At 71.8% G+C, this 24,822-nt stretch carries 24 protein-coding genes and 1 tRNA gene; 15 read left to right on the forward strand and 10 right to left on the reverse strand.

Annotated elements, in window-relative coordinates:
• Nucleotides 1-127: 127 nt before the first annotated feature.
• Complete coding sequence (locus ACWD0A_RS16560) at nt 128-1,177, reverse strand: LLM class F420-dependent oxidoreductase (RefSeq protein ID WP_451298623.1); 1,050 nt, start codon at nt 1,175-1,177, stop codon at nt 128-130.
• A 129-nt stretch (nt 1,178-1,306) separates the two neighbouring features.
• Here ACWD0A_RS16560 and ACWD0A_RS16565 point away from each other — a divergent pair, with 129 nt between their 5' ends.
• Both ACWD0A_RS16565 and ACWD0A_RS16570 read left to right on the forward strand, forming a co-directional pair.
• The gene (locus ACWD0A_RS16565; protein ID WP_451298625.1) at nt 1,307-2,290 is read left to right on the forward strand and encodes an aldo/keto reductase; all 984 of its coding nucleotides are present in this window, start codon (nt 1,307-1,309) and stop codon (nt 2,288-2,290) included.
• A gap of 338 nt (nt 2,291-2,628) precedes the next feature.
• Nucleotides 2,629-4,929 (forward strand): helix-hairpin-helix domain-containing protein, encoded by a 2,301-nt coding sequence (locus ACWD0A_RS16570; RefSeq protein ID WP_451298665.1) that lies wholly within the window; start codon nt 2,629-2,631, stop codon nt 4,927-4,929.
• Between the two features lie 126 nt (nt 4,930-5,055).
• Here the strand turns inward: ACWD0A_RS16570 and ACWD0A_RS16575 are convergent, their stop codons facing one another.
• On the reverse strand, nt 5,056-5,706 hold the full coding sequence (locus tag ACWD0A_RS16575; protein ID WP_451298627.1) for a hypothetical protein: 651 nt from the start codon (nt 5,704-5,706) through the stop codon (nt 5,056-5,058).
• A gap of 47 nt (nt 5,707-5,753) precedes the next feature.
• On the opposite strand from ACWD0A_RS16575, the gene ACWD0A_RS16580 reads away from it, so the two are divergent.
• A complete protein-coding gene (locus ACWD0A_RS16580) occupies nt 5,754-5,942 on the forward strand; it encodes a DUF5703 family protein (RefSeq protein ID WP_100106356.1) in 189 nt (62 codons plus the stop codon).
• Nucleotides 5,943-6,054: 112 nt separating this feature from the next.
• Here ACWD0A_RS16580 and ACWD0A_RS16585 read toward each other — a convergent pair whose 3' ends face one another.
• The 3 genes from ACWD0A_RS16585 to ACWD0A_RS16595 form a co-directional block, all read right to left on the reverse strand.
• Nucleotides 6,055-6,876 carry a chaplin family protein gene (locus ACWD0A_RS16585; protein WP_451298629.1) on the reverse strand — a complete coding sequence of 274 codons (822 nt, stop codon included), beginning with the start codon at nt 6,874-6,876 and terminating at the stop codon, nt 6,055-6,057.
• A 143-nt stretch (nt 6,877-7,019) separates the two neighbouring features.
• A complete protein-coding gene (locus tag ACWD0A_RS16590) occupies nt 7,020-7,253 on the reverse strand; it encodes a chaplin (protein ID WP_451298631.1) in 234 nt (77 codons plus the stop codon).
• 179 nt (nt 7,254-7,432) lie between these two features.
• A complete protein-coding gene (locus ACWD0A_RS16595; RefSeq protein ID WP_451298633.1) occupies nt 7,433-8,758 on the reverse strand; it encodes a M20/M25/M40 family metallo-hydrolase in 1,326 nt (441 codons plus the stop codon).
• Nucleotides 8,759-8,943: 185 nt separating this feature from the next.
• Between ACWD0A_RS16595 and ACWD0A_RS16600 the strand changes: the two genes are divergently transcribed.
• The 3 genes from ACWD0A_RS16600 to ACWD0A_RS16610 all read left to right on the forward strand — a co-directional run bounded on the left by ACWD0A_RS16600 (nt 8,944) and on the right by ACWD0A_RS16610 (nt 10,372).
• A tRNA-Leu gene (locus tag ACWD0A_RS16600) sits at nt 8,944-9,031 on the forward strand.
• A 53-nt stretch (nt 9,032-9,084) separates the two neighbouring features.
• Nucleotides 9,085-9,411: a DMT family transporter gene (locus ACWD0A_RS16605; protein WP_451298635.1), complete on the forward strand. Its 327-nt coding sequence runs from the start codon at nt 9,085-9,087 to the stop codon at nt 9,409-9,411.
• 37 nt (nt 9,412-9,448) lie between these two features.
• Nucleotides 9,449-10,372, forward strand: a complete 924-nt coding sequence (locus tag ACWD0A_RS16610; protein WP_451298637.1) for a pseudouridine synthase — start codon at nt 9,449-9,451, stop codon at nt 10,370-10,372.
• A 20-nt stretch (nt 10,373-10,392) separates the two neighbouring features.
• On the opposite strand, the gene ACWD0A_RS16615 is transcribed toward ACWD0A_RS16610, so the two are convergent.
• The 3 genes from ACWD0A_RS16615 to ACWD0A_RS16625 all read right to left on the reverse strand — a co-directional run bounded on the left by ACWD0A_RS16615 (nt 10,393) and on the right by ACWD0A_RS16625 (nt 14,221).
• Entirely contained in the window at nt 10,393-11,481 is a 1,089-nt protein-coding gene (locus tag ACWD0A_RS16615; RefSeq protein ID WP_451298639.1) for an S-(hydroxymethyl)mycothiol dehydrogenase, read from the reverse strand.
• A 360-nt stretch (nt 11,482-11,841) separates the two neighbouring features.
• Nucleotides 11,842-13,305: an amino acid permease gene (locus ACWD0A_RS16620; RefSeq protein ID WP_451298641.1), complete on the reverse strand. Its 1,464-nt coding sequence runs from the start codon at nt 13,303-13,305 to the stop codon at nt 11,842-11,844.
• Between the two features lie 214 nt (nt 13,306-13,519).
• Complete coding sequence (locus tag ACWD0A_RS16625) at nt 13,520-14,221, reverse strand: FadR/GntR family transcriptional regulator (RefSeq protein ID WP_451298643.1); 702 nt, start codon at nt 14,219-14,221, stop codon at nt 13,520-13,522.
• 157 nt (nt 14,222-14,378) lie between these two features.
• On the opposite strand from ACWD0A_RS16625, the gene ACWD0A_RS16630 reads away from it, so the two are divergent.
• The gene (locus tag ACWD0A_RS16630; RefSeq protein WP_451298645.1) at nt 14,379-14,888 is read left to right on the forward strand and encodes a gluconokinase; all 510 of its coding nucleotides are present in this window, start codon (nt 14,379-14,381) and stop codon (nt 14,886-14,888) included.
• Nucleotides 14,889-14,943: 55 nt separating this feature from the next.
• On the forward strand, nt 14,944-16,341 hold the full coding sequence (locus tag ACWD0A_RS16635) for a GntT/GntP/DsdX family permease (protein WP_451298647.1): 1,398 nt from the start codon (nt 14,944-14,946) through the stop codon (nt 16,339-16,341).
• Here ACWD0A_RS16635 and ACWD0A_RS16640 read toward each other — a convergent pair.
• Both ACWD0A_RS16640 and ACWD0A_RS16645 read right to left on the reverse strand, forming a co-directional pair.
• The gene (locus ACWD0A_RS16640; RefSeq protein ID WP_451298649.1) at nt 16,327-16,989 is read right to left on the reverse strand and encodes a cytochrome b/b6 domain-containing protein; all 663 of its coding nucleotides are present in this window, start codon (nt 16,987-16,989) and stop codon (nt 16,327-16,329) included. The genes ACWD0A_RS16635 and ACWD0A_RS16640 overlap by 15 nt on opposite strands.
• Nucleotides 16,931-17,596 (reverse strand): molybdopterin-dependent oxidoreductase, encoded by a 666-nt coding sequence (locus ACWD0A_RS16645; RefSeq protein WP_451298667.1) that lies wholly within the window; start codon nt 17,594-17,596, stop codon nt 16,931-16,933. Before ACWD0A_RS16645 ends, ACWD0A_RS16640 begins: the two co-directional genes overlap by 59 nt.
• A 420-nt stretch (nt 17,597-18,016) precedes the next feature.
• Here ACWD0A_RS16645 and ACWD0A_RS16650 point away from each other — a divergent pair, with 420 nt between their 5' ends.
• The 7 genes from ACWD0A_RS16650 (at nt 18,017) to ACWD0A_RS16680 (ending at nt 24,741) form a co-directional block, all read left to right on the forward strand.
• Nucleotides 18,017-20,125, forward strand: coding sequence for a M14 family zinc carboxypeptidase (locus ACWD0A_RS16650; RefSeq protein WP_451298651.1), 2,109 nt, complete (start codon nt 18,017-18,019; stop codon nt 20,123-20,125).
• Nucleotides 20,126-20,293: 168 nt separating this feature from the next.
• Entirely contained in the window at nt 20,294-20,824 is a 531-nt protein-coding gene (locus ACWD0A_RS16655) for an NUDIX hydrolase (protein ID WP_451298669.1), read from the forward strand.
• A gap of 22 nt (nt 20,825-20,846) precedes the next feature.
• The gene (locus ACWD0A_RS16660) at nt 20,847-21,236 is read left to right on the forward strand and encodes a YidH family protein (protein WP_307716275.1); all 390 of its coding nucleotides are present in this window, start codon (nt 20,847-20,849) and stop codon (nt 21,234-21,236) included.
• Nucleotides 21,233-21,529, forward strand: coding sequence for a DUF202 domain-containing protein (locus ACWD0A_RS16665; protein WP_451298653.1), 297 nt, complete (start codon nt 21,233-21,235; stop codon nt 21,527-21,529). Before ACWD0A_RS16660 ends, ACWD0A_RS16665 begins: the two co-directional genes overlap by 4 nt.
• Nucleotides 21,530-21,687: 158 nt before the next feature.
• On the forward strand, nt 21,688-21,984 hold the full coding sequence (locus ACWD0A_RS16670) for a hypothetical protein (protein ID WP_307716273.1): 297 nt from the start codon (nt 21,688-21,690) through the stop codon (nt 21,982-21,984).
• Between the two features lie 515 nt (nt 21,985-22,499).
• Nucleotides 22,500-23,519, forward strand: a complete 1,020-nt coding sequence (locus ACWD0A_RS16675) for a phosphotransferase family protein (protein WP_451298655.1) — start codon at nt 22,500-22,502, stop codon at nt 23,517-23,519.
• A gap of 7 nt (nt 23,520-23,526) precedes the next feature.
• A complete protein-coding gene (locus ACWD0A_RS16680) occupies nt 23,527-24,741 on the forward strand; it encodes an acyl-CoA dehydrogenase family protein (protein WP_451298657.1) in 1,215 nt (404 codons plus the stop codon).
• Nucleotides 24,742-24,822 lie beyond the last annotated feature (81 nt).

The following is a 24,822-nucleotide window of genomic DNA, read 5'->3' on the forward strand; positions in this document are numbered from 1 at the left end:
GACTCGTCCGAACGGGCGATGGCGCGCGGCGCCGCGGCAGTAACCGCCGCGCCGGTCGCGCGTTGTACCGCGTGACGGCCGTGGCGGGGAAGACCCCCGAGCCCCCACCACGGCCGCAGACTCCTCGTCAGGCAACGCCGGCGAGTTCCAGGGCCTCGGTGCCGGCGCGCAGCGCGGCGATGCGCTCGTCGAGCGTGAAACCGGCCGGGGAGAGGGTCAGGGTGGTGACCCCGGCGGCGGCGTAGGCCGTCATCCGGTCGGCGATCCGCTCCACGGAACCGAGCAGCGCCGTCTGGTCGATCAGCTGGTGCGGCACCGCCGCGGCCGCGCCCGCCTTGTCGCCGGACAGGTACTTGTCCTGGATTTCGGCGGCCTCCTTCTCGTATCCCATGCGCTGGGCGAGCTGGTTGTAGAAGTTCTGCTTGCGGCTGCCCATGCCGCCGACGTACAGCGCGGTGTACGGGCGGAACATGTCGGCGAGACCGGTGACGTCGTCACCGACGGCCAGCGGCAGGGTGGGGCAGACGTCGAAGCCGTCCATCGTCTTGCCGGCCTTCTCCCGGCCCGCGCGCAGGTACGTGACGGCGGTCTCCTCCAGGTGGTCGGCGGAGGGGAAGATCAGCAGGGCGCCGTCGGCGATCTCACCGGTCTGCTCCAGGTTCTTCGGGCCGATCGCGGCGATGTAGAGGGGGATGTGCTCGCGCTGCGGGTGGACGGTGAGCTTGATCGGCTTGCCCGGACCGCCGGGGAGCGGCAGCGTCCAGTGCTCGCCCTCGTACGTCAGACGCTCGCGGGTCATCGCCTTGCGGACGATCTCGACGTACTCGCGGGTGCGGGCGAGCGGCTTGTCGAACTTGACGCCGTACCAGCCCTCCGAGACCTGGGGGCCGGAGACGCCGAGGCCGAGGCGGAAGCGGCCGCCGGAGAGCGAGTCGAGGGTGGCGGCGGTCATCGCCGTCATGGCGGGCTGGCGGGCCGGGATCTGGAGGATCGCGGAACCGACGTCGATGCGCTCGGTCTGGGCGGCGACCCAGCTGAGCACGGTGGGCGCGTCGGAGCCGTACGCCTCCGCGGCCCAGCAGACGTCGTAGCCGAGCCTGTCGGCCTCCTGCGCGACGGCGAGGTTGTCGCCGTCCATTCCCGCACCCCAGTAACCGAGGTTGATGCCCAGCCGCATAACCGCTCCCTCTTACTGATCAGTAACGTCCCTGTTCAGGGGACTCTAGCGCGGGCGCCCGGGATACGGCAGGGGAGGTTGTCCACAGGCTCTCTCGGCGTCGGCCCCTGGCCAGTAATCTCAGCGCCCATGGAGCAGAGGCATCTCGGCCGCACCGGCCTGCGCGTGTCCCGTATCGGACTCGGCACCCTCACCTGGGGCCGGGACACCGACGAGCACGATGCCGCCGACCTGTTGAAGGCCTTCTGGGAGGCGGGCGGGACGCTCGTCGACACGGCCGACGTCTACGGCGGCGGGGATGCCGAGTATCTGCTGGGCCGGATCGTGGAGCGGCTCGTGCCGCGGCGGGACCTGGTCATAGCGACGAAGGCGGGCAGCGTGCCCGATCCGGACCGGCGCTTCGACGGGTCGCGCGGGCATCTGCTCGCCGCGCTCGACGCGTCGCTGGAGCGGCTCGGGACGGATTACGTGGACCTGTGGCAGATCCACGCCTTCGACCCCGTCACACCGCTGGACGAGACGCTCCAGGCTGTGGACATCGCCGTCGCGAGCGGCCGGGCCCTGTATGCGGGGGTCTCCAATTTCTGCGGCTGGCAGCTGGCGAAGGCCGCGACCTGGCAGATGGCGGCACCGGGGGTGCGGACGCGGCTGGCGAGCACGCAGATGGAGTACTCGCTGCTGCAGCGAGGGGTGGAGCGGGAGGTGCTGCCCGCCGCGCTGGACCTGGGCGTGGGGCTGCTGCCGTCGTCACCGCTGGGGCGCGGTGTGCTGACCGGCAAGTACCGGACGGCCACGCCCGCCGACTCGCGGGGGGCGTCGGAGCACATGGCGCCCTTCGTGGAGCCTTATCTCGACGAGGCGGCGAGCCGGATCGTGGACGCGGTGGCGACGGCGGCGGACGGTCTGGCGGCGACGCCGCTGGAAGTGGCGCTGGCGTGGGTGCGGGACCGGCCCGGCGTGGTGGCCCCGATCGTGGGCGCGCGCAACGCGCAGCAGCTCACGGCGGCGTTGTCGGTGGAGGCGCTTAGTCTTCCTGACGAGATCTGCCAGGCGCTGGACGACGTGTCGGCGCCCGTGCACCGCTATCCCGACCAGGACTGGAGCACGCTGTGACCGCGCCCAACCCGGGGCGACCCCCCGGCCCCGCCCCCACCGCGCCCGCCACGGCGGACCCGCAGCCCCCTGCTCCGGCAACCGCCGCGGCCGGGCCGCAGGGCCCTGGCCCGGCGGCCACGGGGGCGCAGCCCCAGGGTGGCTCGGCCGACGCGGGCCCGCAGGCCGCCGGCCCGGCGGACGGGTCCGATGCCCGCGGTCCCGCGGCCGGGCGGGGCCCGGCGGGCGGGCCGGACACAGCGGGCGACGGGGACGACGCCCAGAGCCCGGCAAAGGGGTCGGCCGCAGACGCGGCAGCCGTCACGGGCGGGGACGCCGATGGGCCCGAGGCCGCGCCCCTGGCGGGCGATGCAGCAGCCCAAGGCGGTGCCCACGGCGCGGCGGACGAGTCGGCCTCCAGCCCGGCGACCGGGACGGGCGGCGACGGGGCCGATGCCCCCAACCCGGCGGGCGGCGGTCACGACGTGGGAGACGCAGCCGCCGACAGCGGCGCCGATGAGGACGACACTCGCCGGGCCGCGGGGGGGCCGGGCACAGCGGCGGCCGACGGGGACGACGGCTCGAGCCCCGCGGACGGCGGCCACGGCACCGGTGACTCAGACGCTGAAGACGACGCCCCTGGCCCGGCGGAGGGGTCGGCCGCGGGCGCGGCAACTGCCACGGGCGGCGACGCCGATGGGCCCGAGGCCGCGCCTCCGGGCGATGTCGCCGAGGGCAAGGACGAGGCCGAGGCGGAGATTGCCGCGCAGCGGGAACTGCGGGCGCGGATCGAGAAGCGGAAGGCCGAGCGAGGCGGGCCCATCGACAGCGGGGCCAAGCTCAGCGGGAAGGCCGCCGATCTGCTCGCCGCCGTACGGGCCGTGGAGAGCGGCGACGCCGCCGGGACGGGGTTCTTCGACGCGGCGCCGCCCGTGCCCCGGCGCCCAGCGCCGGTGCCCGCACCCGCGCCCTCCGCGCCCGTCCGGGCACCGGCGCGGGCGCCGGAGGTCACGCCCGAGACCCTGGCCGCCGTCCGGGCCGTGCTCGTGCGGGGCGGCGCGCCCGAGGCGCTGGCCGTCCGGGTCGCCGAGACCCTCGGCGAATCCGCCGCGGACCTGCTCGCCGACGACCCCTGGCAGCTGCTGTCCGTGCCCGGCGTCGGGCCGGAGCAGGCGGACGGCTTCGCTCGGGCGCTGCTCGGCGAAGCGTGCGGACCCGGTGACGAGCGGCGCGTCTCGGCGCTCGTGGCCTGGCTGCTGGAGCGGGCGGCGCTCCAGGGGCACACCGCCCAGGACGCCTCCGCCGTGCGCGCCGCACTCGCCGAGCGCAAGGTGCCCGATCCGGACGAGGCCGTCCAGCAAGCCGTCGCCGACGGTGCCGTCCTCGTCTTTCAGGAGGGCGTGGAGGACGAGCAGGACACCGAGCCGGTGACCGTGCTGCTGGGACTCGACCGTTACGCCATGGCCGAGGAGAGCCTGGCCGACGGGCTCGCCCGGCTGGTCAGGACCGGTCCGTCCGACGACTGGGAGGGCCCCGAGCTGGTCCGGGCCGCGGGCGCGCACGGGCTCGTCGTGCACACCGGCGGCGAGGCCGCCCGCGCCGAGCCGGTCGCCCTCGCGGCGAGGGCCCGTGAGTTCGGCCTGCGCACCGTCGTGGCCACGCACGGGGAGAACGGCAGCCGCAGGCTCGGTTCCGAGGCCGGAGCCGTCACGGTCGCGGCGCTGCTCTCGGGCGCGGCCGGACCGGGCCGGGACGAGGACGGCGCGCTCGCGCTCGACGTCCTGGTCGTCCTCGACGCGCCGCAGCTGGACGTGGAGACCGCAGCGATGCTCGTCGAGTCGATGCCCGACGGCAGCCGCCTGGTGCTGAGCGGCGACCCCGGCGTGCTCGGGTCGGCCGGAGCGGGCCGCGTGTTCGGCGACCTCATCGCCGCGCGCGTGTGCCCGCAGATCGCCTCGCGCACGCCCGACCCGGGCCCGCTCGGCGAGCTGGTGTCCGGCATCGGCGTCGGGGAGCTCAACCAGGTGCCGGCGCCGGAGAAGGAGATCGTGATCGTGCCGGTGCGGGACGCCGGGGAGGCCATCCACCGCACGGTGCAGCTCGTCGTCGACTCGGTGCCGCGGGCCATCGGCGTCCCGGCCGACCGTACGCAGGTGATCACCGTCGGCCACGGCGGCCCGGCGGGCACCCGCGCGCTCAACGCGGCCCTCAAGCAGCGGCTGAACCCGGGCCCCGGCCGGTTCGGCGGGTTCGACCCGGGTGACCGTGTCGCCCACGCCCAGGCGCCCGGCCGGACGCTGACCGGCACCGTGGTCTCGGCGGACGCGGAGGGACTGCGTCTGGACTGCGAGGGGACCAGGACGCTCGTCCCCAAGGAGCGGGTCGAGTCGGAGGTCCGCCACGGCTGGGCGCTCACGGCGCACCAGGCGGCGGGCATGCGCTGGCCGGCCGTGGTCGTGGTCCTGCCCGGGGACGCGGCGCAGATGCTGAGCAGGCCGTGGGTGTACACCGCGTTCGGCCGCGCCGAGCGTCATCTGTCCGTCGTGCACGGCGTCGACCAGGCCCTCGCCCGCGCCGTGGCGGAGGTGCCGGGCGCGGAGCGTACGACCCGGCTGCGCTCGCTGCTGGAGGGCCTGCTGGCGGCCACGCCCGAGTCCTAGCACGGCCGCGGCCCGGGACGACGGCATCGCGTCGTCCCGGGCCGCGGCAGCGTGCCGGAGCCGCAGGGGCAAGGGCATGGCATCGGGCCGGACAGCGTCGAGAGGCGCCCGGCACCGAGACTGCCGTCACTCCTCCTGGTCGAGATCCTCCGCCAGGTCCTCCTCGTCGAAGACCGAGCTGACGTCGAAGCGGCAGACGACCCGCTCGGGGTCCGCCTGGTCGAACGGGAGGTTCAGCCACTCCCCCGGTTCGGGCAGCTCGTCCGCGGCGGCCACCCAGAGCGTGGAGTCCCCCTCCTCCAAGCCGAACTCCTTGTGCCGCGATGCGATTTCGTCCGGTTCGTACTCCCCGAAGAGCACACCGAGCGCCGCGTGCACGCTCGCGCCGACGACCGGCGCGTTCGCGGGCCGGTCCGCCGCGTCCGGATCGAGATCGGCGATGCGCTGTGCCTGGGCGAGCAGCCGCTGCGGCTCCGCCACCGCGTAGTCGCGGCGGATCAGCACGGTGAGGGCGTTCGGCTCCTCGGGACCCGCGTACGGCGGCAGCGAGTCGTCGGCGCCGGGAATCTCGAAGGGTGTCACCTCGTCGTAGCGGTCGTAGAGCCTCTCGTCGTAGGCCTCCGCCGCCGCGGCGAGCGCGTTGAAGGCGTCGTAGACGTCCGGGTCGTCCTCACCCGTGCGGTTCTCGACCGCCGCGAGGTGACGGTCCAGTGCGGCTTTGACCGCCTCGGCGGCGGCACGTACCTCGGCAGCGGTGGGCTGCGCAGCATCAGACATAGTGCAGACGCTATCCGTACCGGGTCGCTGCCCGCACAATAGATGCGATGCCGGAATACGAATTCGTCGACGTGTACGTCCCTCGCGGGGTCTCCCGCAAGGAGGCGACCCGTCTGCTGACCGACCATGCCGAGTACGGACACTGGGAGTTGGACCGACTGACCCTGCACCGGGACGGCAGCCGCCGTGTGCGGCTGCGCCGGCGGATCATCCGACAGGTGCGCGCCACCTGGTGAGCGCACCGGCAACGGTCCGGGCCCGATCCACGAGCGCAGACACGAGCCGGGCGCAGACGTAAGGAGCGGGCCTGCGGGCCCGCTCCTTCGTGTACCGCCTCAGCCGGACCGATCAGGCCGACGCGCGGGCCCGCCGGTAGAGGACCGCGCCCGCGAGCAGCAGTCCGACACCGGCCGGGGCGAGCACGTCGAGCGCGTCCATACCGGTCTCGGCCAGCTGGGCGCCCGTGACAGCCCGCGCACCGGGGGTGTTCGGCTCCTGCGGGTTCGACGGCGTGTTGGGGGTCGCCGGCGTCTCGGGCGTCTGGGGGGTGCCCGGCTGCTCCGGAGTCTGCGGGTTACCCGGCTGCTCCGGAGTCTGCGGGTTACCCGGCTGCTCCGGAGTCTGCGGGTTACCCGGCTGCTCCGGAGTCTGCGGGTTACCCGGCTCCTCCGGAGTCTGCGGGTTACCCGGCTCCTCCGGAGTCTGCGGGTTACCGGGCTCGGCGGGCGTGGAGCCCTCGGAGCCGTTCCCGCAGTTCCCGGACGACGGGTTGAGAGCGCCGATGATCGTGACGCTGTTCCCGCACACGTTGACGGGCGCGGCGACCGGCGCCTGTACCTGGTTGCCCGAGAGGATGCCCGGTGAGTCGCTCGCTGTGCCGCTCGCGTGCGAGCTGCCGGCCTGGCTGCCCGCACCGGAGTCGCCGCCGGACACGTTGGCGCACATGTTGCCCACGGCGGGGTTGAGAAGTCCGATGACGTCCACGGTGTTCCCGCAGACGTTCACCGGAACGTGCACCGGCGCCTGGAGTGAATTCCCGGACAGTACGCCGGGCGAATTCGACGCTCCGCCGGTCGCCACCGAATCCGCCTGTGCGTAACCCCCGCCGAGCGCGAGTACACCACTCGCGGCCGCTACGGAGATCAGACCTTTGCGCGTGACCTGTCGCATATGTTTCCTGCCTTCCAGCAGCTGTCAGAATGCCCCGGTGTGCTTCCCGGAGCTGGAAGAACCCGGGCGGCTCCGGAGTGCGGGCACGCACTCCCGAGCCGCCCGGAATCAAACCCGGGCCCTCCCGGGTCGAGTCACAGCGCTCAGAGGTTGGCGCATTCGTTGGCGAAGGCGGGGTTCAGCAGCCCGATGGCGTCGACCGTGTTGCCGCACAGGTTCACCGGCACGTGGAGCGGCACCTGGACAGCGTTGCCCGAGAGCACGCCGGGGGACTGCGCGGCAGCACCCTGGGCACCGGAGTCGGCCATGGCCACGCCCGCGCCTGCGAGCACCAGACCGCCAGTGGCAGCCGCAGCAGCGACGACCTTCTTGATCATTATTCCTCCTTGTTGGCAATACGGCCCCAGCCGCGGACCGCATCACCTGTAACGAGGAGGGCGCATGGGGGCTACGAGTCGAAACCTCCATTCACTCTTTCCGGTCACCGCCGCACATTCGGGCGATTATGAGAGCGTCGTTCCCTCACTTCCGCGCCCTTTCGGCCGGCAGTGGTGTGTCAGCACTGGTCCAGGAATCGGTCGAGCACGCGGACGCCGAACTTCAGGCCGTCCACCGGGACCCGCTCGTCCACGCCATGGAACATGCCCGCGAAGTCCAGCTCCGGGGGCAGCTTCAGCGGCGCGAAGCCGAAGCAGCGGATACCGAGGTCGTCGAAGGACTTGGCGTCCGTCCCGCCGGAGAGCATGTACGGCACGGCCCGGGCGATCGGGTCCTCGGCCTTGAGCGCCACCTGCATGGCGTCCACGAGTGCCCCGTCGAAGCTGGTCTCCAGCGCCTTGTCGCCGTGGACGTCCTCGCGCCTGACCCGGGGGCCGAGCAGCCGGTCCAGGTCCGCGAGGAACTCCTCCTCGTAGCCCGGCAGGAAGCGCCCGTCGACGTGCGCGGTCGCCTGGCCGGGGATGACGTTCACCTTGTAGCCGGCGCCGAGCATGGTGGGGGCGGCGGAGTTGCGCAGGGTCGCGCCGATCATCTTGGCGATGCCGCCGAGCTTGGCGAGCGTGGCGTCCATGTCCTCGGGGTCGAGCGGGGTGCCGAGCGCGTCGGACAGCTCGTCGAGGAAGGAGCGGACGGTCTTGGTCATCCTGACCGGCCACTGGTGGCGGCCGAGGCGGCCGACGGCCTCGCACAGCTCGGTGATGGCGTTGTCGTTGTTGGTCATCGAGCCGTGGCCCGCCGTGCCGTCGACGGTCAGGCGCATCCAGTGCATGCCCTTCTGCGCCGTCTCGACCAGGTAGAGGCGCAGGTTCTCGTTCACGGTGAAGGAGAAGCCGCCGACCTCGCCGATCGCCTCGGTGACGCCCTCGAAGAGGTCGGGGTGGTTGTCGACCAGGTGGCGGGCGCCGTAGGTGCCGCCGGCCTCCTCGTCGGCGAGGAACGCCAGCACGACGTCGCGCGGCGGCTTGCGACCGCTGCGCAGCCTGTCGCGTACGACCGCCAGCGTCATCGCGTCCATGTCCTTCATGTCCACCGCGCCGCGGCCCCAGACGCAGCCGTCCGCGATCTCGCCCGAGAACGGGTGGTGCGTCCAGTCGGCTGCGTTCGCCGGGACGACGTCGGTGTGGCCGTGGATGAGCAGCGCGGGCCGGGACGGGTCCTCGCCCTCGATGCGGGCCACGGTGGAGGCCCTGCCCTTGTGCGACTCGAAGATCTGCGGCTCCAGCCCCACCTCGGCGAGCTTCTCGGCGACGTACTCGGCCGCGGCGCGCTCGCCGGGGCCCGAGTGGTCGCCGTAGTTGCTGGTGTCGATCCGGATCAGCTCACGACAGAGATCGACGACCTCGTCCTCACCCGAGACGCCCCGGGCCGTGTTCGACTCGCTCACGCTGATTCCTCCCACTGTCGCTGCTGGTGGTCAGCCCTCATCCTCCCGCCATGCCGGTCATTGCCCAAGGGCGGCCTCCGGACGTCACGGGGCGTTCACGGACCCGGGGGTGTGATCGAGGGGGGCCGAATGTTTGCTATGGTTTTCCACGTCGGAACGGCCCAGGGCCGCGAGACAGACACCTTGTCCGGGTGGCGGAATGGCAGACGCGCTAGCTTGAGGTGCTAGTGCCCTTTATCGGGCGTGGGGGTTCAAGTCCCCCCTCGGACACCAGTGAGATCCCCACGGCGTGCCGTGGGGATCTTCGTGTCTCCGGGGAGGTGCTGATGGGTTTCCTGCTGGTCGCGGGAGCGATCGTCTCCGAGGTGACGGCCACTCTGGCGCTGCGCGCCTCGCACGGGCTGAACAGACCGGGTCCGAGCGTGCTGGTGGTCGTCGGATACGGCGCGGCGTTCGTGATGCTGGCGCAGGCGCTCAAGACCCTGAATGTCGGTCCCGTGTACGCGGTGTGGTCGGGGGTCGGGACGGTCGGGGCGTTCCTCGGCGGCGTCTGGCTCTTCGACGAACCCGTCAGGCCCGCGACGCTGATCGGGGTCGCGCTCGTCATGATCGGCGTAGCGGTGATGTACCTCGGCGGTGGAATGGAGCACTGAGGCGGGGACTTGGGCGCGGTGGGCATACAGTCTCGTCGTGAGACGCAGAAACAGGGCCCCGCTGTCGCCGCTCCCCCAGCGCGACGGCATCGACCCGGTGCGGCTGCGGCTGCCCGCCGATCCGGACGGCCTGTGGGCCACCGTGCGGGACCATCTCGTGGAGCGGTACGCGAACGCCATCGGGACCGAGCAGGTCGACGCCATGCTCGACGAGGGCCGTATCGTCTCGGCGGACGGCCCGGTCACGGCCGGTGAGCCGTACGAGGCGGGGCGGTATCTGTTCTTCCACCGGGATTTCGCCGCCGAGGAGCGGGTGCCCTTCGAGGTGGGCATCGTGCACCGCGACGAACGCCTGGTGATCGCCGACAAGCCGCACTTCCTCGCCACCGTTCCGCGCGGCAGCCACATCACCGAGACCGCGCTGGCGCGGCTGCGCCGCGATCTGGGGCTGCCGGAACTGCAACCCGCGCACCGGCTGGACCGGCTGACCGCGGGGCTGGTGCTCTTCGTCGTACGGCCCGGGGACCGGGGCGCCTACCAGACGCTGTTCCGGGACCGGCGGGTGCGCAAGGAGTATGAGGCGATCGCGCCGCACGACCCGTCGGTGGCCCTGCCCCGTACCGTACGCAGCCGGATCGAGAAGGAGCGCGGCGTGATCGCCGCCCGGGAGACGCCGGGCGAGCCGAACAGCGAGAGCCGGATCGAGCTGCTGGAGGCACGCGGCGTGCTCGGCCGGTACCGGCTGCTGCCGGCCACCGGCCGAACGCACCAGCTGCGCGTGCACATGAACGCCCTGGGGCTGCCGATCCTGTACGACCCGGTCTATCCCGAGGTACGGGAGCCGGGGCCCGAGGACTACACCCGGCCGCTGCAGCTCCTGGCCCGTGCCCTGGAGTTCACGGATCCGGTGACGGGTGAGGCGTGCCGTTTCGAGAGCCGGCTGCGGCTGGCGGCGTGGTGATCAGTGGCGATCAGCGGTGATCACAGGAGGACGACCGAGCGCAGGACGTCGCCCTCGTGCATCCGGGCGAAGGCCGCCTCGACATCGCCGATGCCGATGGTCTCCGTCACGAACGCGCCGAGGTCGATGCGGCCCTGCTGGTGGAGGTCGATGAGCATCGGGAAGTCGCGGGAAGGCAGGCAGTCCCCGTACCACGACGACTTGAGGGCTCCGCCACGGCCGAAGACGTCGAGCAGGGGCAGTTCGAGTTTCATGTCGGGGGTGGGCACGCCGACGAGGACGACCGTGCCGGCGAGATCGCGGGCGTAGAAGGCCTGCCGGTACGTCTCCGGGCGGCCGACGGCCTCGATGACGACGTCCGCGCCGAAGCCGCCGGTGAGTTCGCGGATCGCCTCGACGGGGTCCGCGGAGCGGGAGTTGACGGTGTGGGTGGCGCCCATGGAACGGGCGGTCTCCAGCTTGCGGTCGTCGATGTCGACCGCGATGATCTTCGCCGCTCCGGCGAGGTGCGCGCCGACGACGGCCGCGTCGCCGACGCCGCCGCAGCCGATGACGGCGACCGTGTCCCCGCGGCCGACCCCGCCCGTGTTGACGGCGGCGCCGATGCCCGCCATGACCCCGCAGCCGAGCAGTCCGGCGACGGCCGGGGAGACCGCGGGGGCGACCTTGGTGCACTGGCCCGCGGCGACGAGGGTCTTCTCGGCGAAGGCACCGATGCCCAGGGCGGGTGACAGTTCGGTGCCGGAGGCGGTGAGCGTCATCCGCTGCTGGGCGTTGTGCGTGTCGAAGCAGTACCAGGGCCTGCCGCGCCGGCAGGCGCGACACCGTCCGCAGACGGCGCGCCAGTTGAGGATCACGAAGTCGCCCGGCGCGACGTCGGTCACGCCGTCGCCGACGGACTCCACGACTCCGGCCGCCTCGTGGCCCAGCAGGAACGGGAACTCGTCGTTGATCCCGCCCTGCTTGTAGTGCAGGTCGGTGTGGCAGACGCCGCACGCCTGCACCTGCACGACCGCTTCGCCCGGCCCGGGGTCGGGGACGGTGATCGTCTCGACCCGCACCGGCTCGTTCCTCCCGGGTGCGATCACACCTTGCACCTGCTGGGGCATCGCAGGACCTGCCCTTCCTCGTGGTCTGTCACGGCGCGCGCCGCGATGGCTCGAACGGTATGCCGACGATGCCGCGGGAGAGGGCGATTTCCGTCAGGCGCGTGGCGTCCGGCGATGCCGCCCGCGGGTGCGCCGGCCGGCCGTGGCCCATGTCCGCCGGGAGGACGAGCTCGCGCGGCGGCCGACCGGGGTGCGGACGCGCCTGTATCCGCGGCGCGGGCGGCGGATCAGGCCCCGACCGGGCGCATCACGCCGGGCCGCGGGACCGCCGGTCACCACGGTGGACGTACGGCCGGCACCGGCAGACGGCGAAGGCCGGGCCCCGCGGGATGTCCCGCGGGGGCCCGGCCTTCGCTGCGATCAGGCGCGGACGTCCTCGCGCTCGGCCGTGATGCGGCCGACGCGCTTGCGGACGACGTACCAGCCGCCGACCAGCGCGGCCGCGATCAGCGGCAGGCAGTTGACGGTGGTGCGGCCGATGCCGCCGTCCATCCACATCAGGACGAGGACGGAGGCGAGGAAGAACAGCGTGACGAGCTGGGTGTAGGGGGCCCAGGGCAGCTGGTAACCGGGGCGGGTGACCCGGCCGTCCTTGGAGCGGTGCCAGAACAGCAGCGAGCAGACCATGATCATCGCCCAGGTGCCGATGATGCCGATCGAGGCGAAGTTCAGCACGAGCTCGAAGGCCTCGCCCGGCATGACGTAGTTCAGGCCGACACCGAGGACACCGAAGGCGGCGGTGAGCAGGATGCCGCCGTAGGGCACGCCGCCCTTGTTCATCACGCCGGTGAACTTCGGCGCTGAGCCCGACATCGACATCGAGCGCAGAATGCGGCCGGTCGAGTACAGGCCGGAGTTCAGGCTGGACAGGGCCGCGGTGAGGACGACGAGGTTCATGACGCCGGCCGCGCCCGGGATGCCGAGCTTGTCGAAGACGGTGACGAAGGGGCTCTCGTCGCCGGAGTACGCGGTGTACGGCAGCAGCAGGGCGAGCAGCACGACCGAGCCGACGTAGAAGAGACCGACACGCCACATGATCGAGTTGATCGCCTTGGGCATGATCTTCTCGGGGTTCTCGGTCTCGCCCGCGGCGACGCCGCACAGCTCGACGGAGGCGTACGCGAAGACGACACCCTGGATCAGCAGCAGCATGGGCATGACGCCGCTCGGGAAGATGCCGCCGTTGTCGGAGATGGTGGCGAGGCCCGGGGTGTGGCCGCCGATGTCGTGCGAGGTCACGACGAGGAAGATGCCGACGAGCATGAACACGACGAGCGCGGCGACCTTGATGATCGCGAACCAGAACTCCATCTCGCCGAAGTACTTCACCGAGATCAGGTTCGCGGTGAGGACGACGGCGAGGGCGATCAGGGCGAGGACCCACTGCGGGATGTCGCTGAACATCGCCCAGAAGTGGGCGTAGGTCGCGGCGGCGGTGATGTCGGCGATCGCGGTGGTCGACCAGTTGAGGAAGTACAGCCAGCCGGCCGTGTAGGCGCCCTTCTCGCCCATGAACTCACGGGCGTAGGAGACGAAGGCGCCGGAGGAGGGCCGGTAGAGCACCAGCTCGCCGAGCGCGCGGACGACGAAGAAAGCGAAGACGCCACACACCGCGTACGCGATGAAGAGGGACGGACCGGCGTTGGCCATGCGGCCGCCGGCGCCGAGGAAGAGCCCCGTACCGATGGCGCCGCCGATGGCGATCATGTTGATGTGACGTGACTTGAGGTCCTTGCGGTACCCGGCGTCACCGGCGTCTACGTGGGGGGCGCCCGTCGCGGCGGCGACAGGCGTGTCGGCCGCAGCCAGGGTGCGGTCACTCATTGAGGTTGTTCGCCTTCGTGAGGGGGTGTGCGGTACCCGGCCTTGTGCGCCGGCGGCTCTGTGCGGTGTGCCGCGGCACGGCGTGGGTGCCCAGAGAGCCTGATGGCTCATAGTCAGGGCAACCCTGGGATTTTGGCAGTGGTCAACCTCACTCAGACATAGATCTGAGGTATTTCAGAGGTTTCGCCAATGTGAAGCAAGGATGCCATGCGGTTCAGGGGGCGAGGACATCCAGCTCTTCCAGGGCGCCGGCGGCGATCTCCCTGGTGAGCCTCTCCGCGCGGGCCGCATCGCCTTCGCGAACGGCTTCGGCGAGCTGCACATGGAGCGTCACGGCCGCCGGGTCCGGGTCGTCGAACATCACGTGGTGGTGGGTCCGGCCCGCGAGGACCTCCGCGACGACGTCGCCGAGCCGGGCGAACATCTCGTTGCCCGAGGCGTTGAGCACGATCCGGTGGAAGGCGATGTCGTGCTCGAGGTAGCCCTCCAGCTGGTGGCCCCGGGAGGTGGCGACCATGCCGATGGCCTCCTGGGTGAGGGCGGCACACTGCTCCGGGGTGGCGTTGACCGCGGCGAGGGAGGCCGCGACCGGTTCGATCGCGGAGCGCAGCACGGTCAGGGAGCGCAGCTGGCGCGGCCGGTCGGCGCCGGCGAGGCGCCAGCGGATGACGCGCGGGTCGTAGACGTTCCACTCCTCGGTGGGCCGTACGGTCACGCCGACGCGGCGCCGTGACTCCACGAGGTGCATGGACTCCAGGACCCGGACCACCTCCCGGACGACGGTGCGTGAGACGTCGAAACGCTGGGCGACCTCGTCGGTGCGCAGGACGCTCCCCGCGGGGTACGCGCCCGCGGTGATCGCCAGGCCGAGGGTGTCGAGCACCTGTGTGTGAAGCCCTCGGCCTTCTGTGGTCATGGGCAAAGCCTACGGGTGGGCCACCGGTCGGAGCCGAGGGACCCGGGAACAAAAAGTATGACGTTTACGTCTCAGGCTCTTGAATAAGTCGTACCTAATGGGTTTCAGTAGCGCGACGGACCGATGTCGGATGTCGAAGAAGACAGCGAGGCACGTAATGAGCACCCCTCACGTCGTTGTGGTGATGGGCGTGGCAGGCACAGGCAAGACCACGATCGGCCCCCTGCTCGCCGCCGCCCTGGGCGTCCCGTACGCCGAGGGCGACGACTTCCATCCCCCGGCCAACATCGCCAAGATGTCGGCCGGCACCCCGCTGGACGACGACGACCGCCGGCCGTGGCTGGACGCCATCGGAGCCTGGGCCCATGAGCGGGCTGGACACGGCGGCGTGGTCTCCAGCTCGGCGCTCAAGCGCGTGTACCGCGACCGGCTCAGGGCCGCCGCGCCCGGAGTCGTCTTCCTCCACCTCACCGGCGACCGCGCGCTCATCGAGCGGCGCATGACGGAGCGCAAGGGGCACTTCATGCCGACCGCGCTCCTCGACTCCCAGTTCGCCACCCTCCAGCCGCTGGGTGACGACGAGGCGGGTGTCGCCGTCGACGTGTCCGGAACCCCCGAGGAGATCACCGAGCGGGCCGTCGCCGCGCTGCGCGCGCTCGGTTCCTGACCTCCGTCGTACCCCCGTCCCCCTCCACCGTCCCCTTCCGTGACAAGGAATCACCGTGACCAGTCTCAGCGTCGAGATGCTGGCAGCGGACACCGTCGAGCCGATCACCTCGGCGGGTAACGCTCAGCTGGGTACAGCCGTCCTGGCGGGTATCGCCGTCATCGTCCTGCTCATCACCAGGTTCAAACTGCACGCGTTCCTGGCCCTGACCATCGGTTCGCTCGCCCTCGGCGCGTTCGCCGGGGCGCCGCTCGACAAGGCCATCGCCTCCTTCAGCACCGGCCTCGGCAGCACCGTCGCCGGCGTCGGCGTCCTCATCGCCCTGGGCGCGATTCTCGGCAAGCTGCTCGCCGACTCGGGCGGCGCCGACCAGATCGTCGACACGATCCTGGCCAAGGCGGGCGGACGCGCGATGCCGTGGGCGATGGTGCTGATCGCCTCGATCATCGGACTCCCGCTGTTCTTCGAGGTCGGCATCGTCCTGCTGATCCCGGTCGTGCTGATGGTCGCCAAGCGCGGCAACTACTCGCTGATGCGGATCGGCATCCCGGCCCTCGCCGGCCTGTCCGTCATGCACGGCCTGATCCCGCCGCACCCCGGCCCGCTGGTCGCCATCGACGCCATCGGCGCCAACCTGGGGGTGACCCTCGCCCTCGGCCTGGTCGTCGCCATACCGACAGTGATCATCGCGGGCCCGGTGTTCTCGAAGTTCGCGGCCCGGTGGGTGGACATCCCTGCGCCGGAGAAGATGATCCCTCAGCGCGCCTCCGACGACCTGGACAAGCGGCCCAGCTTCGCCGCCACCGTCGCCACGGTGCTGCTGCCGGTCGTGCTGATGATGGCCAAGGCGCTCGTCGACATCATCGTGGACGACCCCGCGAACGGCCTCCAGCGCGTCACGGACGTCATCGGCTCGCCGCTGATCGCCCTGCTCGCCGCGGTGCTGGTGGGCATCTTCACCCTGGGCCGCGCCGCAGGATTCACCAAGGAGCGGATCGGCTCGACGGTCGAGAAGTCGCTCGCCCCGATCGCGGGCGTCCTGCTGATCGTCGGCGCCGGCGGCGGCTTCAAGCAGACGCTGATCGACATCGGTGTCGGCCAGATGATCCTGGACTTCTCCAAGGACTGGGCCATCCCGACGCTGCTGCTCGCCTGGCTGATCGCGGTGGCGATCCGGCTGGCGACCGGCTCGGCGACGGTCGCGACGATCTCCGCGGCAGGACTGGTCGCGCCGCTCGCGGCCGACATGTCGACCTCCCACGCGGCCCTGCTGGTCCTCGCGATCGGCGCCGGTTCGCTGTTCTTCAGCCACGTCAACGACGCCGGCTTCTGGCTGGTGAAGGAGTACTTCGGCATGAACGTCGGCCAGACGATCAAGACCTGGTCGGTGATGGAGACCATCATCTCGGTCGTCGGCATCGTCTTCGTGCTGCTGCTGTCACTCGTCCTGTAGCCACTCGGAGTGGTGGTCGCGGGCCCACTGGCGCTCGACCGACCCGGTGCGCATGCCACGGCGTGCCTCCGGGTCGGCGAGCGCCATTCCGATGTGTCCGGCCAGCACGATGCCGATGGCCAGCGACAGCCAGTCGTGCACGAACGTCGCGCCGGTGCGCCACACCAGCGGGGCGAGGTCCGTGAACCACATCAGCAGTCCGGTGCCGAGCATGACCAGGGCCGCGCCCGCGATCCAGGCCGCGTAGATCTTCTGCCCGGCGTTGAACTTCCCCGCCGGGCGGGACGGGAACCGGTGGTCCCGGCGGCGTACGGCACGCAGCCAGGTGCGGTCGTGCGGGCGGAAGCGGTTGAGCCGGCGCAGGTCGGCGCGGAAGGCCGGGGACGCGAGGCCGAGCAGGAACGGCACCGGCAGCAGCACGCCGGCCCACTCGTGGACGGTGACCACGAGATGGCGGCGGCCGACGAGTTCGGCGATCTGCGGTACGTACAGGGCGGCGGCGGTCGCGACGCAGGTGAGCATCAGGGCGGCGGTGGTGCGGTGCACCCAGCGTTCGGCCCGGCTGAACCGGCGCACGCGGGTGGGCGGTTCAGACGGTGGGGGTGTCGCTGCGGCCGTTGGACCGGCCGACCCAGGCGTCGATGTCATAGCCGCGCTCCTCCCAGTAGCCGGGCCGTACACGGGAGGTGACGGTGATCCCGGAGAGCCATTTCGCCGATTTGTAGAAGTACATCGGCGCGACGTAGAGCCGGGCGGGGCCCCCGTGGGCGTGACTGAGCGGCTTGTCCTGCATGCGCAGGGCGACCAGGACGTCGTCGCGACGGGCCTGCGGGAGGGTGAGGCTCTCGCTGTACGTGCCGTCGAAGCACGTGAAGCGGACGGCCGTACCCTCGGGGCGTATCCCGGCCGCGTCCAGCAGCAGCGACAGCCGCACACCTTCGAACGGGGTGTCGGGCACGCGCCAGCCGGTCACGCACTGCACGTCGCGCACGATCCGGGTCTGCGGGAGGGCGCGCAGGTCGGTGAGCGTGTAGGCGGCGGGGCGTTCGACGAGGCCGTCGACGGTGAGGCGGTAGTTCGTCCCGTTCCGGCGCGGGACGGAGGAGGCGACCGAGTAGTAGCGGAAGCCGCCGCCGTTGGGCAGCAGCCCGGTGAGGCCGGTGGGGTCCTTGTCGGCGGCGGAGCCCAGGAACGACTCGAGCGCGCGCTGGAGTTGGGGCGCGGCAGCGACCGAGGCGGCTCCGACGCCGAGCATGCCCAGCACCAGTCGGCGGCCGAGGGGCGTGCCGGCCGTCCCGTCGTCGCGCTCGGCCGGCCCGGCGGGGCCGGTGTGCTCGGTGCGCTCCGCGTCACCGTCGTGTGAGGTCACCCTTCGATTCGAGCACGTGACCGGCGCGAGGGCCAGGGAACCGGGCGATACGTCAGACTTCCGTCACACCCTCCGCCGACCGGGCGTCGTACGGCCCGGGCCCGTGTGCGCGGGAGCGCCGCCGGACCGGCCGGAGCGGGGACCTCCGTTTCCCCTCCCCGGCCCTCTCGTGTACATGCCATCGCCTCTGCTACGTTCCCGCTCAGCCTCCCCCCACCACGGACAGGGCGATGTCCCGCCGAGGCCGCGCGGCCCCACGAGGGCGAGCCGGCCACCGGGACAGAGCTCCTCTGAGAAGGAGTTCACGTGGTCGTTTTTCTCCCACGTTCCCGCAGGCGCACCGTGATCGCCTGCGCGCTGGTCGCCGCCGCTGCGGGCGCGCTGCTTCCCCTCGCCCCGGCTTCTTCCGCCGCGGCGGCGGAAGACCAGGAGTTCAGGCCGCAGCTCGTGACGGTGGACACCCCCACCCGAGCGGACAGGAACAGACTGGCCTCCCTCGGGCTCGACCTGACCGAGCACGCGACGCACGGACACAGCGAGGTCGTCCTGCACGGGCTCGGCGACGTGCTCGCGCTGCGCGCCGCCGGCTTCACCTGGCAGGCGCGCATCCCGGACCTCGTCAAGCGGGAGTCCGAGATCAACGCGGCCAACCGCGCCTACGCGGCCGCGACCGCCGCCTCGCCCCTGCCGTCGGGGCGTGACAGCTACCGCAGCCTGAGTGACTACAACGCCGATCTCGACCGGCTCGCCACAGCACACCCCGGCCTGGTCAAGAAGATCACGCTGCGGCACCGGAGCCTCGAGGGCAAGCCCGTGCACGGCGTGGAGATAGCCCACGACGTCACCGCCGCGCAGGACGGCCGCCCCGTCTTCCTCATGCTCGGTCTGCACCACGCCCGCGAATGGCCCTCGGGCGAGCACACCATCGAGTTCGCCCACGATCTGGTGAAGAACCACGGCAGCGACCCGCGCATCACCGCGCTCCTGAAGAAGGCCCGCGTCGTCGTCGTGCCGGTCGTCAACGTCGACGGCTTCCAGAAGTCCTACGACGACGGGCAGTTGATCGACCTGCGCCCCGTCGACGAGGGCGGCACCGGCTCGATCCTGGCCACTCCCGGGAACGCGTACAAGCGCAAGAACTGCCGGATCGTCGACGGGCTGTCCCCGCTCCTGAACGAGTGCGCCCTCGCGAGCAGCCCCGGCGGCTTCGGAGCGGGCGTCGACCTCAACCGCAACTACGGCGCGTACTGGGGCGGTCCGGGAGCGGCCGCCGAGCCGGTCCAGGCCACGTACCGTGGCGCAGCGCCGTTCTCGGAGCCGGAGACGCAGAACATCCGCGAGCTGATCAGCAGCCGTCAGGTGACCGGTCTGATCACCAACCACACCTTCTCCAACCTGGTGCTGAGTCCCGGCGGGGTCGCGCCCGACACGATCGGACCCGACGGGCAGCCCGTCGGCGATCCGCCGGACGACGCCGCGCTGACGGAGCTCGGCGACCGGATGGCCGCCCAGAACGGCTACACGAGCCAGCACAGCTGGGAGCTGTACGACACCACCGGCACCACCGAGGACTGGTCGTACAACGCGACCGGCGGCTACGGCTACACGTTCGAGATCGGCCCCGACGAGTTCCACCCGCCGTTCCCGGAGGTCGTCGACGAGTACCTCGGCGCGGGCGAGTTCGCCGGCAAGGGCAACCGTGAGGCATACCTCCTCGCACTGGAGAGCACCGTGGACCCGCGGACCCACGCGGTGATCGGCGGCAAGGCGCCCGCGGGCGCGACCCTGCGGCTGCGCAAGGCCTTCGCCACTCCCACCTGGTCGGGCAGTGTCTCGGACACCCTGGACACGACCATGACCGTCGGCCGGGGCGGCACGTACACCTGGCACGTGAACCCCTCCACCCGGCCCGTCGTCAAGGCCCGTCAGATCCAGGTGATCTCCTCCGAGCCGCTGAAGGGGCAGACCTACACGGGCACGACCGCACCGGCGCAGCGGACGGAGCAGGAGTTCACCGTCGACCGGGCCGCCGACGTCCTCGAGGTGAAGCTCGACTGGCCGACGCCGGACGATCTCGATCTGTACGTGCTGCACAGGAACGCCGACGGCAGCCTCACCCAGGTCGGCAGCTCCGCCGGCTCGGTCGGCGAGAAGGAACGGGTGCTGCTCCAGGACCCGGAGCAGGGCACCTATGTGCTGCGGGTGGAGAACTGGGCCTCCGTCACGCCGTCGTGGACGCTCACCGCATCCCTGTACGACGCCACGGAGCAGCAGACGGGCGGCCTGATCGAGAACTGGACCCTGACGTGCGAGAAGGACGGGCAGGTCCTGGAACGCGTGCCCGTCGTCGTGGACCGGGGCCAGCAGGTCAAGGCGGATCTGAAGGCGTGCGCGCAGAAGTGGGGCCGGGGCTGATGCCGCACACCTCACCGGCGGCGGCCCGTTCCCCGCGGGGAGCCGGCCTGCTCCGGGAACGGGGCGTGGAGACCGCCCGGGACTCGGTGCGGGCCACGTTCCGCTGACGGACCCGCGGGGCCGCACCGGGTGCCCGGTGCGGCCCCGCGTGATGCTTGTATGGCTGCCATGACTCCGGCAGGCAATTCCGCGGACGAGCTCCTCGACATCGTCGACGAACAGGACCGGGTGATCGGGCAGGCACCGCGCGGCGAGGCGTACGCGCGCGGGCTGCGGCACCGGTGCGTGTTCGTCCTCGTACGCGACGGGGAGGGACGCGTCTTCGTACACCGGCGGACCGCGACCAAGCTCGTCTTCCCCTCGCTGCACGACATGTTCGTCGGCGGTGTCGTCGGCGCGGGCGAGACGTACGACGACGCCGCCCTGCGCGAGGCCGAGGAGGAGCTCGGGGTGAGCGGACTGCCGCGCCCCGTACCGGTGTTCACGTTCCTGTACGAGGGCGGCGGCGATCCCGCGCAGACCTGGTGGTCCTCCGTCTACGAGGTGTGCTGCACGCTGCCGGTGGAACCGCAGGCCGAGGAGGTCGCCTGGCACGGCTTCCTCACGGAGAGCGAGTTGGAGGAGCGCCTGCGCGAGTGGGAGTGGGTACCGGACGGCCTCGCCGCGTGGGAGCGGCTCAGGGCCCACCGATCGGTGTGACGGCGCGGGTAGGGTGCCCGGCGTGAGCGACTTCGTACAGAGCCTGCGCCTGTGGTTCGCGCCCCGGCGGATCCGGGAGGAGGGCGAGACCCCCGACTACCGCTTCTCGCTCGCCAACGAGCGCACGTTCCTCGCGTGGATCCGCACGGCGCTCGCGCTCATCGGCGGCGGCTTCGCCGTCGACCAGTTCCTGCCGGATCTGCGCTGGGGCGTGCGGGCGGGTCTCGCGCTCGCGCTGATCGGGGCGGGCGCCATGTGCGCCGTGCGCGCCGTGAACCACTGGGTCCGCTGCGAGCGGGCGATGCGCCGAGGTGAGGATCTGCCGGTGTCCCGTTTCCCGGCGCTGCTGGCGCTGGTGGTCGCGGTCGTGTCCGTCGCCATGGTGGTCGTCGTGTCCTGGGGCGACGTGTGACGGCGCCCGAGCGGGATCCGGGGCTGCAGCCCGAGCGGACCCGCCTGGCGTGGCGTCGGACCACCCTGGCCTGCACGGTGGTGGCGGTGCTCGCCACCCGGCAGGCGAGTGGGGACGCGTGGCCCGCGGTCGGGCTGAGCCTGGCCGCGTGGCTGGGTTTCCTGGCCGTGGCGCACCGGCGCATCGGCGCGATGGACGCGGCCCGGCCGCCGGCGCTGTCGTTGCGGGGCGCCGTCGCCGCGGTGGGCTGCGTACTGGCGCTCGCGGCGTTCGCCGTCGCGGTCGTGACCTGAGGCTGCCCGTGCGCCGTGGGCTCCGGGTGACCGGGGGCGGTCGCAGCGCGCAGGGTGCGGCAGGCGGGGCGGCACGGCCCGGCGCCCGGCCCGGTCAGGGAGCGGCCACTAGCCTGGAGGGTGCAGATCATCACAATCCGGACTTCAAGGGGAGTGTCATGACCGTCCTCCACCAGGAGCACCCCGCCCACGAGCACACACACGGACCGTCCTGCGGACACACCGAGGTCCCGCACGGTGACCACGTCGACTACGCGCACGACGGCCATCTCCACCGCAAGCACTCCGGACACTGGGACGAATGCGAGCCCGGCGAGCACGTCTCGCACAGCAGCCACACCCATGAGCACGGCGCCGGATGCGGGCACCCCGCCGTGGTGCACGGAGACCACGTCGACTATGTCCACGACGGACACCGGCACGCCCAGCACGACGGCCACTGGGACGACCACTGATCCCCTGACCCGCCCCGCCGCCCCCGGATGGCAGCCAACCGGCAGGCTCGGCGCGTCATTTCGCGCCGACCGGCCCGAGGGGAGCGGCGGACGTCTGTGGCCGCGAGGTGCCGGCCAGAAGCACCGGCTGCATCCGATCCGGCCGCAGACCGATTCCGGCGACATCCGGATCACCGCACCGGCCGTCCGTACGACGACCGGTTCACCGTGTACGTCGGGGACGTCGGGGTACGGCTGATCCACCCCCGCGGCGTGGCCCACGCACCGGGTGACACGGTGGTTCCGGGCCTGCCCACCTGAACGGGCCGCCCCGCCCCGCCGAAACGCGGCCGTCCCGCCTGCGTCCGGAGGCCGAACGCGCCCGCCTGCCGCGCATGTCGGCCCGGGGCGGGCGCGTTCTCGTGTGTGATCCACGCATCGGTTACACGGGCGCACTGGACGACATACCGACTGGTCGGTCATCATAAACGCGATCGTCAGGACCACGACCAGGACCGCCTCCGGAGGTGCGCACCATGAGCCCAGCCCCACAGGGCCTTGATCCCGAGCAGCTGCGCGGACATCTCGACCTCGAGCGGCCGGGGCTGGTGAGCGGACCTCTCAGTGCACGCCTGATCCAGGGCGGCCGCTCCAACCTCACCTACGCGGTCACCGACGGCACCGGCCGCTGGGTCGTCCGCAGGCCCCCGCTCGGCCACGTCCTGGCGACCGCCCACGACATGAAGCGCGAGCACCGGGTGATCAACGCGCTCGCGCCGACCGAGGTGCCGGTCCCCCGGCCGGTGCTGCTGTGCGAGGACGAGTCGGTCATCGGATCGCCGTTCTACGTCATGGAGTTCGTCGACGGCACGCCCTACCGCACCGCCGAACAGCTCGCCGCTCTCGGTCCCGCACGCACCCGCGACGCGGTGCTCTCCCTCGTCGACACGCTCGTCGACCTGCACGCCGTGGATCCCGAGTCGGTCGGGCTCGGCGACTTCGGGCGCCCCGAGGGCTTCCTCGACCGGCAGCTGCGCCGCTGGGGCAAGCAGCTGGACGCCTCGCGCAACCGGGAGCTGCCCGGAATCGACGAGCTGCACGCCGCCCTCGGGCGCTCGCTGCCGCCCTCCCCCGCGCCCGCCGTCATCCACGGCGACTACCGCCTCGACAACGTCCTGATCGGCCAGGACGACCGGATCACGGCCGTACTGGACTGGGAGATGTCCACGCTCGGCGATCCGCTGACCGACCTCGGCCTGCTGGTGATGTACAGCCGCCCGCTGGAACTGCCCGGTTCCCCCATCAGCACCACCGCGGCCGCGCCCGGCCACCCCTCCCCCGACGAGCTGATCGAGCGGTACGCCGGGCGCTCCGGCCGGGACACCTCGGCGATCTCCTGGTACACGGCGTTCGCCTGGTTCAAGCTCGCCGTGATCCTCGAGGGCATCCACTACCGCTACACCCTCGGCCAGACCGTCGGCGCCGGCTTCGACCGCATCGGGGATCTCGTCCCCGTCTTCATCGAGCACGGCCTCACCACCCTCCAGGAAGGCTGAGTACCTCATGGACTTCGCATTCGACGCCCGCACGGAAGAACTCCGCGCCAGACTGCTCACGTTCATGGACGAGCACGTCTACCCGGCCGAGCAGATCGAGCACGAGCAGCGCGCGCGGCTGGCGTCACCGTGGGACACCCCGGCGATCGTCGAGGAGCTGAAGGCCGAGGCGCGCAAGCAGGGGCTGTGGAACCTCTTCCTGCCCGACGCGGAGCACGGCGCGGGCCTGACGAACCTGCAGTACGCGCCGCTCGCCGAGATCACCGGACGCAGCCCGCACCTGGCGCCGACGGCACTGAACTGCGCGGCCCCGGACACGGGGAACATGGAGGTCCTCGCGCAGTTCGGCAACGACGAGCAGAAGAAGCAGTGGCTGGAGCCGCTGCTCGCCGGGGAGATCCGCTCGGCGTTCGCCATGACCGAGCCCGAGGTCGCCTCGTCGGACGCGACGAACATCCGGACCCGGATCGACCGCGACGGCGACGACTACGTCATCAACGGCCGCAAGTGGTACATCTCCGGTGCGATGAACCCGAACTGCCAGATCTTCATCGTGATGGGCAAGACCGACCCGGACGGCGACGACATCCGCCGTCAGCAGTCGATGATCCTGGTCCCCAGGGACACCCCGGGCGTCGAGGTCCGCCGAGCCATGCAGGTCTACGGCTACGAGGACCACTCGCACGGCGGCCACGCCGAGGTCGTCTTCACCGACGTACGGGTGCCCGCGTCGAACCTGATCGACGAGGTGGGCAGCGGCTTCGCCATCGCCCAGGCGCGGCTCGGGCCGGGACGTATCCACCACTGCATGCGGCTGATCGGCATGGCCGAGCGGGCGATCGAGCTGATGTGCCGCAGGGCGGTGTCCCGCGAGGCGTTCGGCAAGACGATCGCCCAGCAGGGCGTCGTGCAGAACTGGATCGCGGACGCGCGGGTGACCGTGGAGCAGCTGCGACTGCTGGTGCTGAAGACCGCGTGGCTGATGGACACGGTCGGCAACCGGGGAGCGCACACCGAGATCCAGGCGATCAAGATCGCGACGCCGCGGGCGGTCGTAGACATCCTGGACAAGGCGGTGCAGGTCCACGGCGCGGGCGGCGTGAGCCAGGACTTCCCGCTCGCGGAACTGTGGGCGGCGGCGCGGACGCTGAAGCTGGCGGACGGGCCGGACGAGGTGCATCAGCGGTCGCTGGCGAGGCGAGAGCTGAAGAGGTACGTGTGAGGGGTGGGCGGGGTGGCAACGAGACCACCGAGCGCGCCATCGCGGCCCTCGGCGAGGGCCTGGCCGAGGGTGAGGACCGCA

It is taken from the genome of Streptomyces sp. NPDC002867, assembly GCF_053591895.1.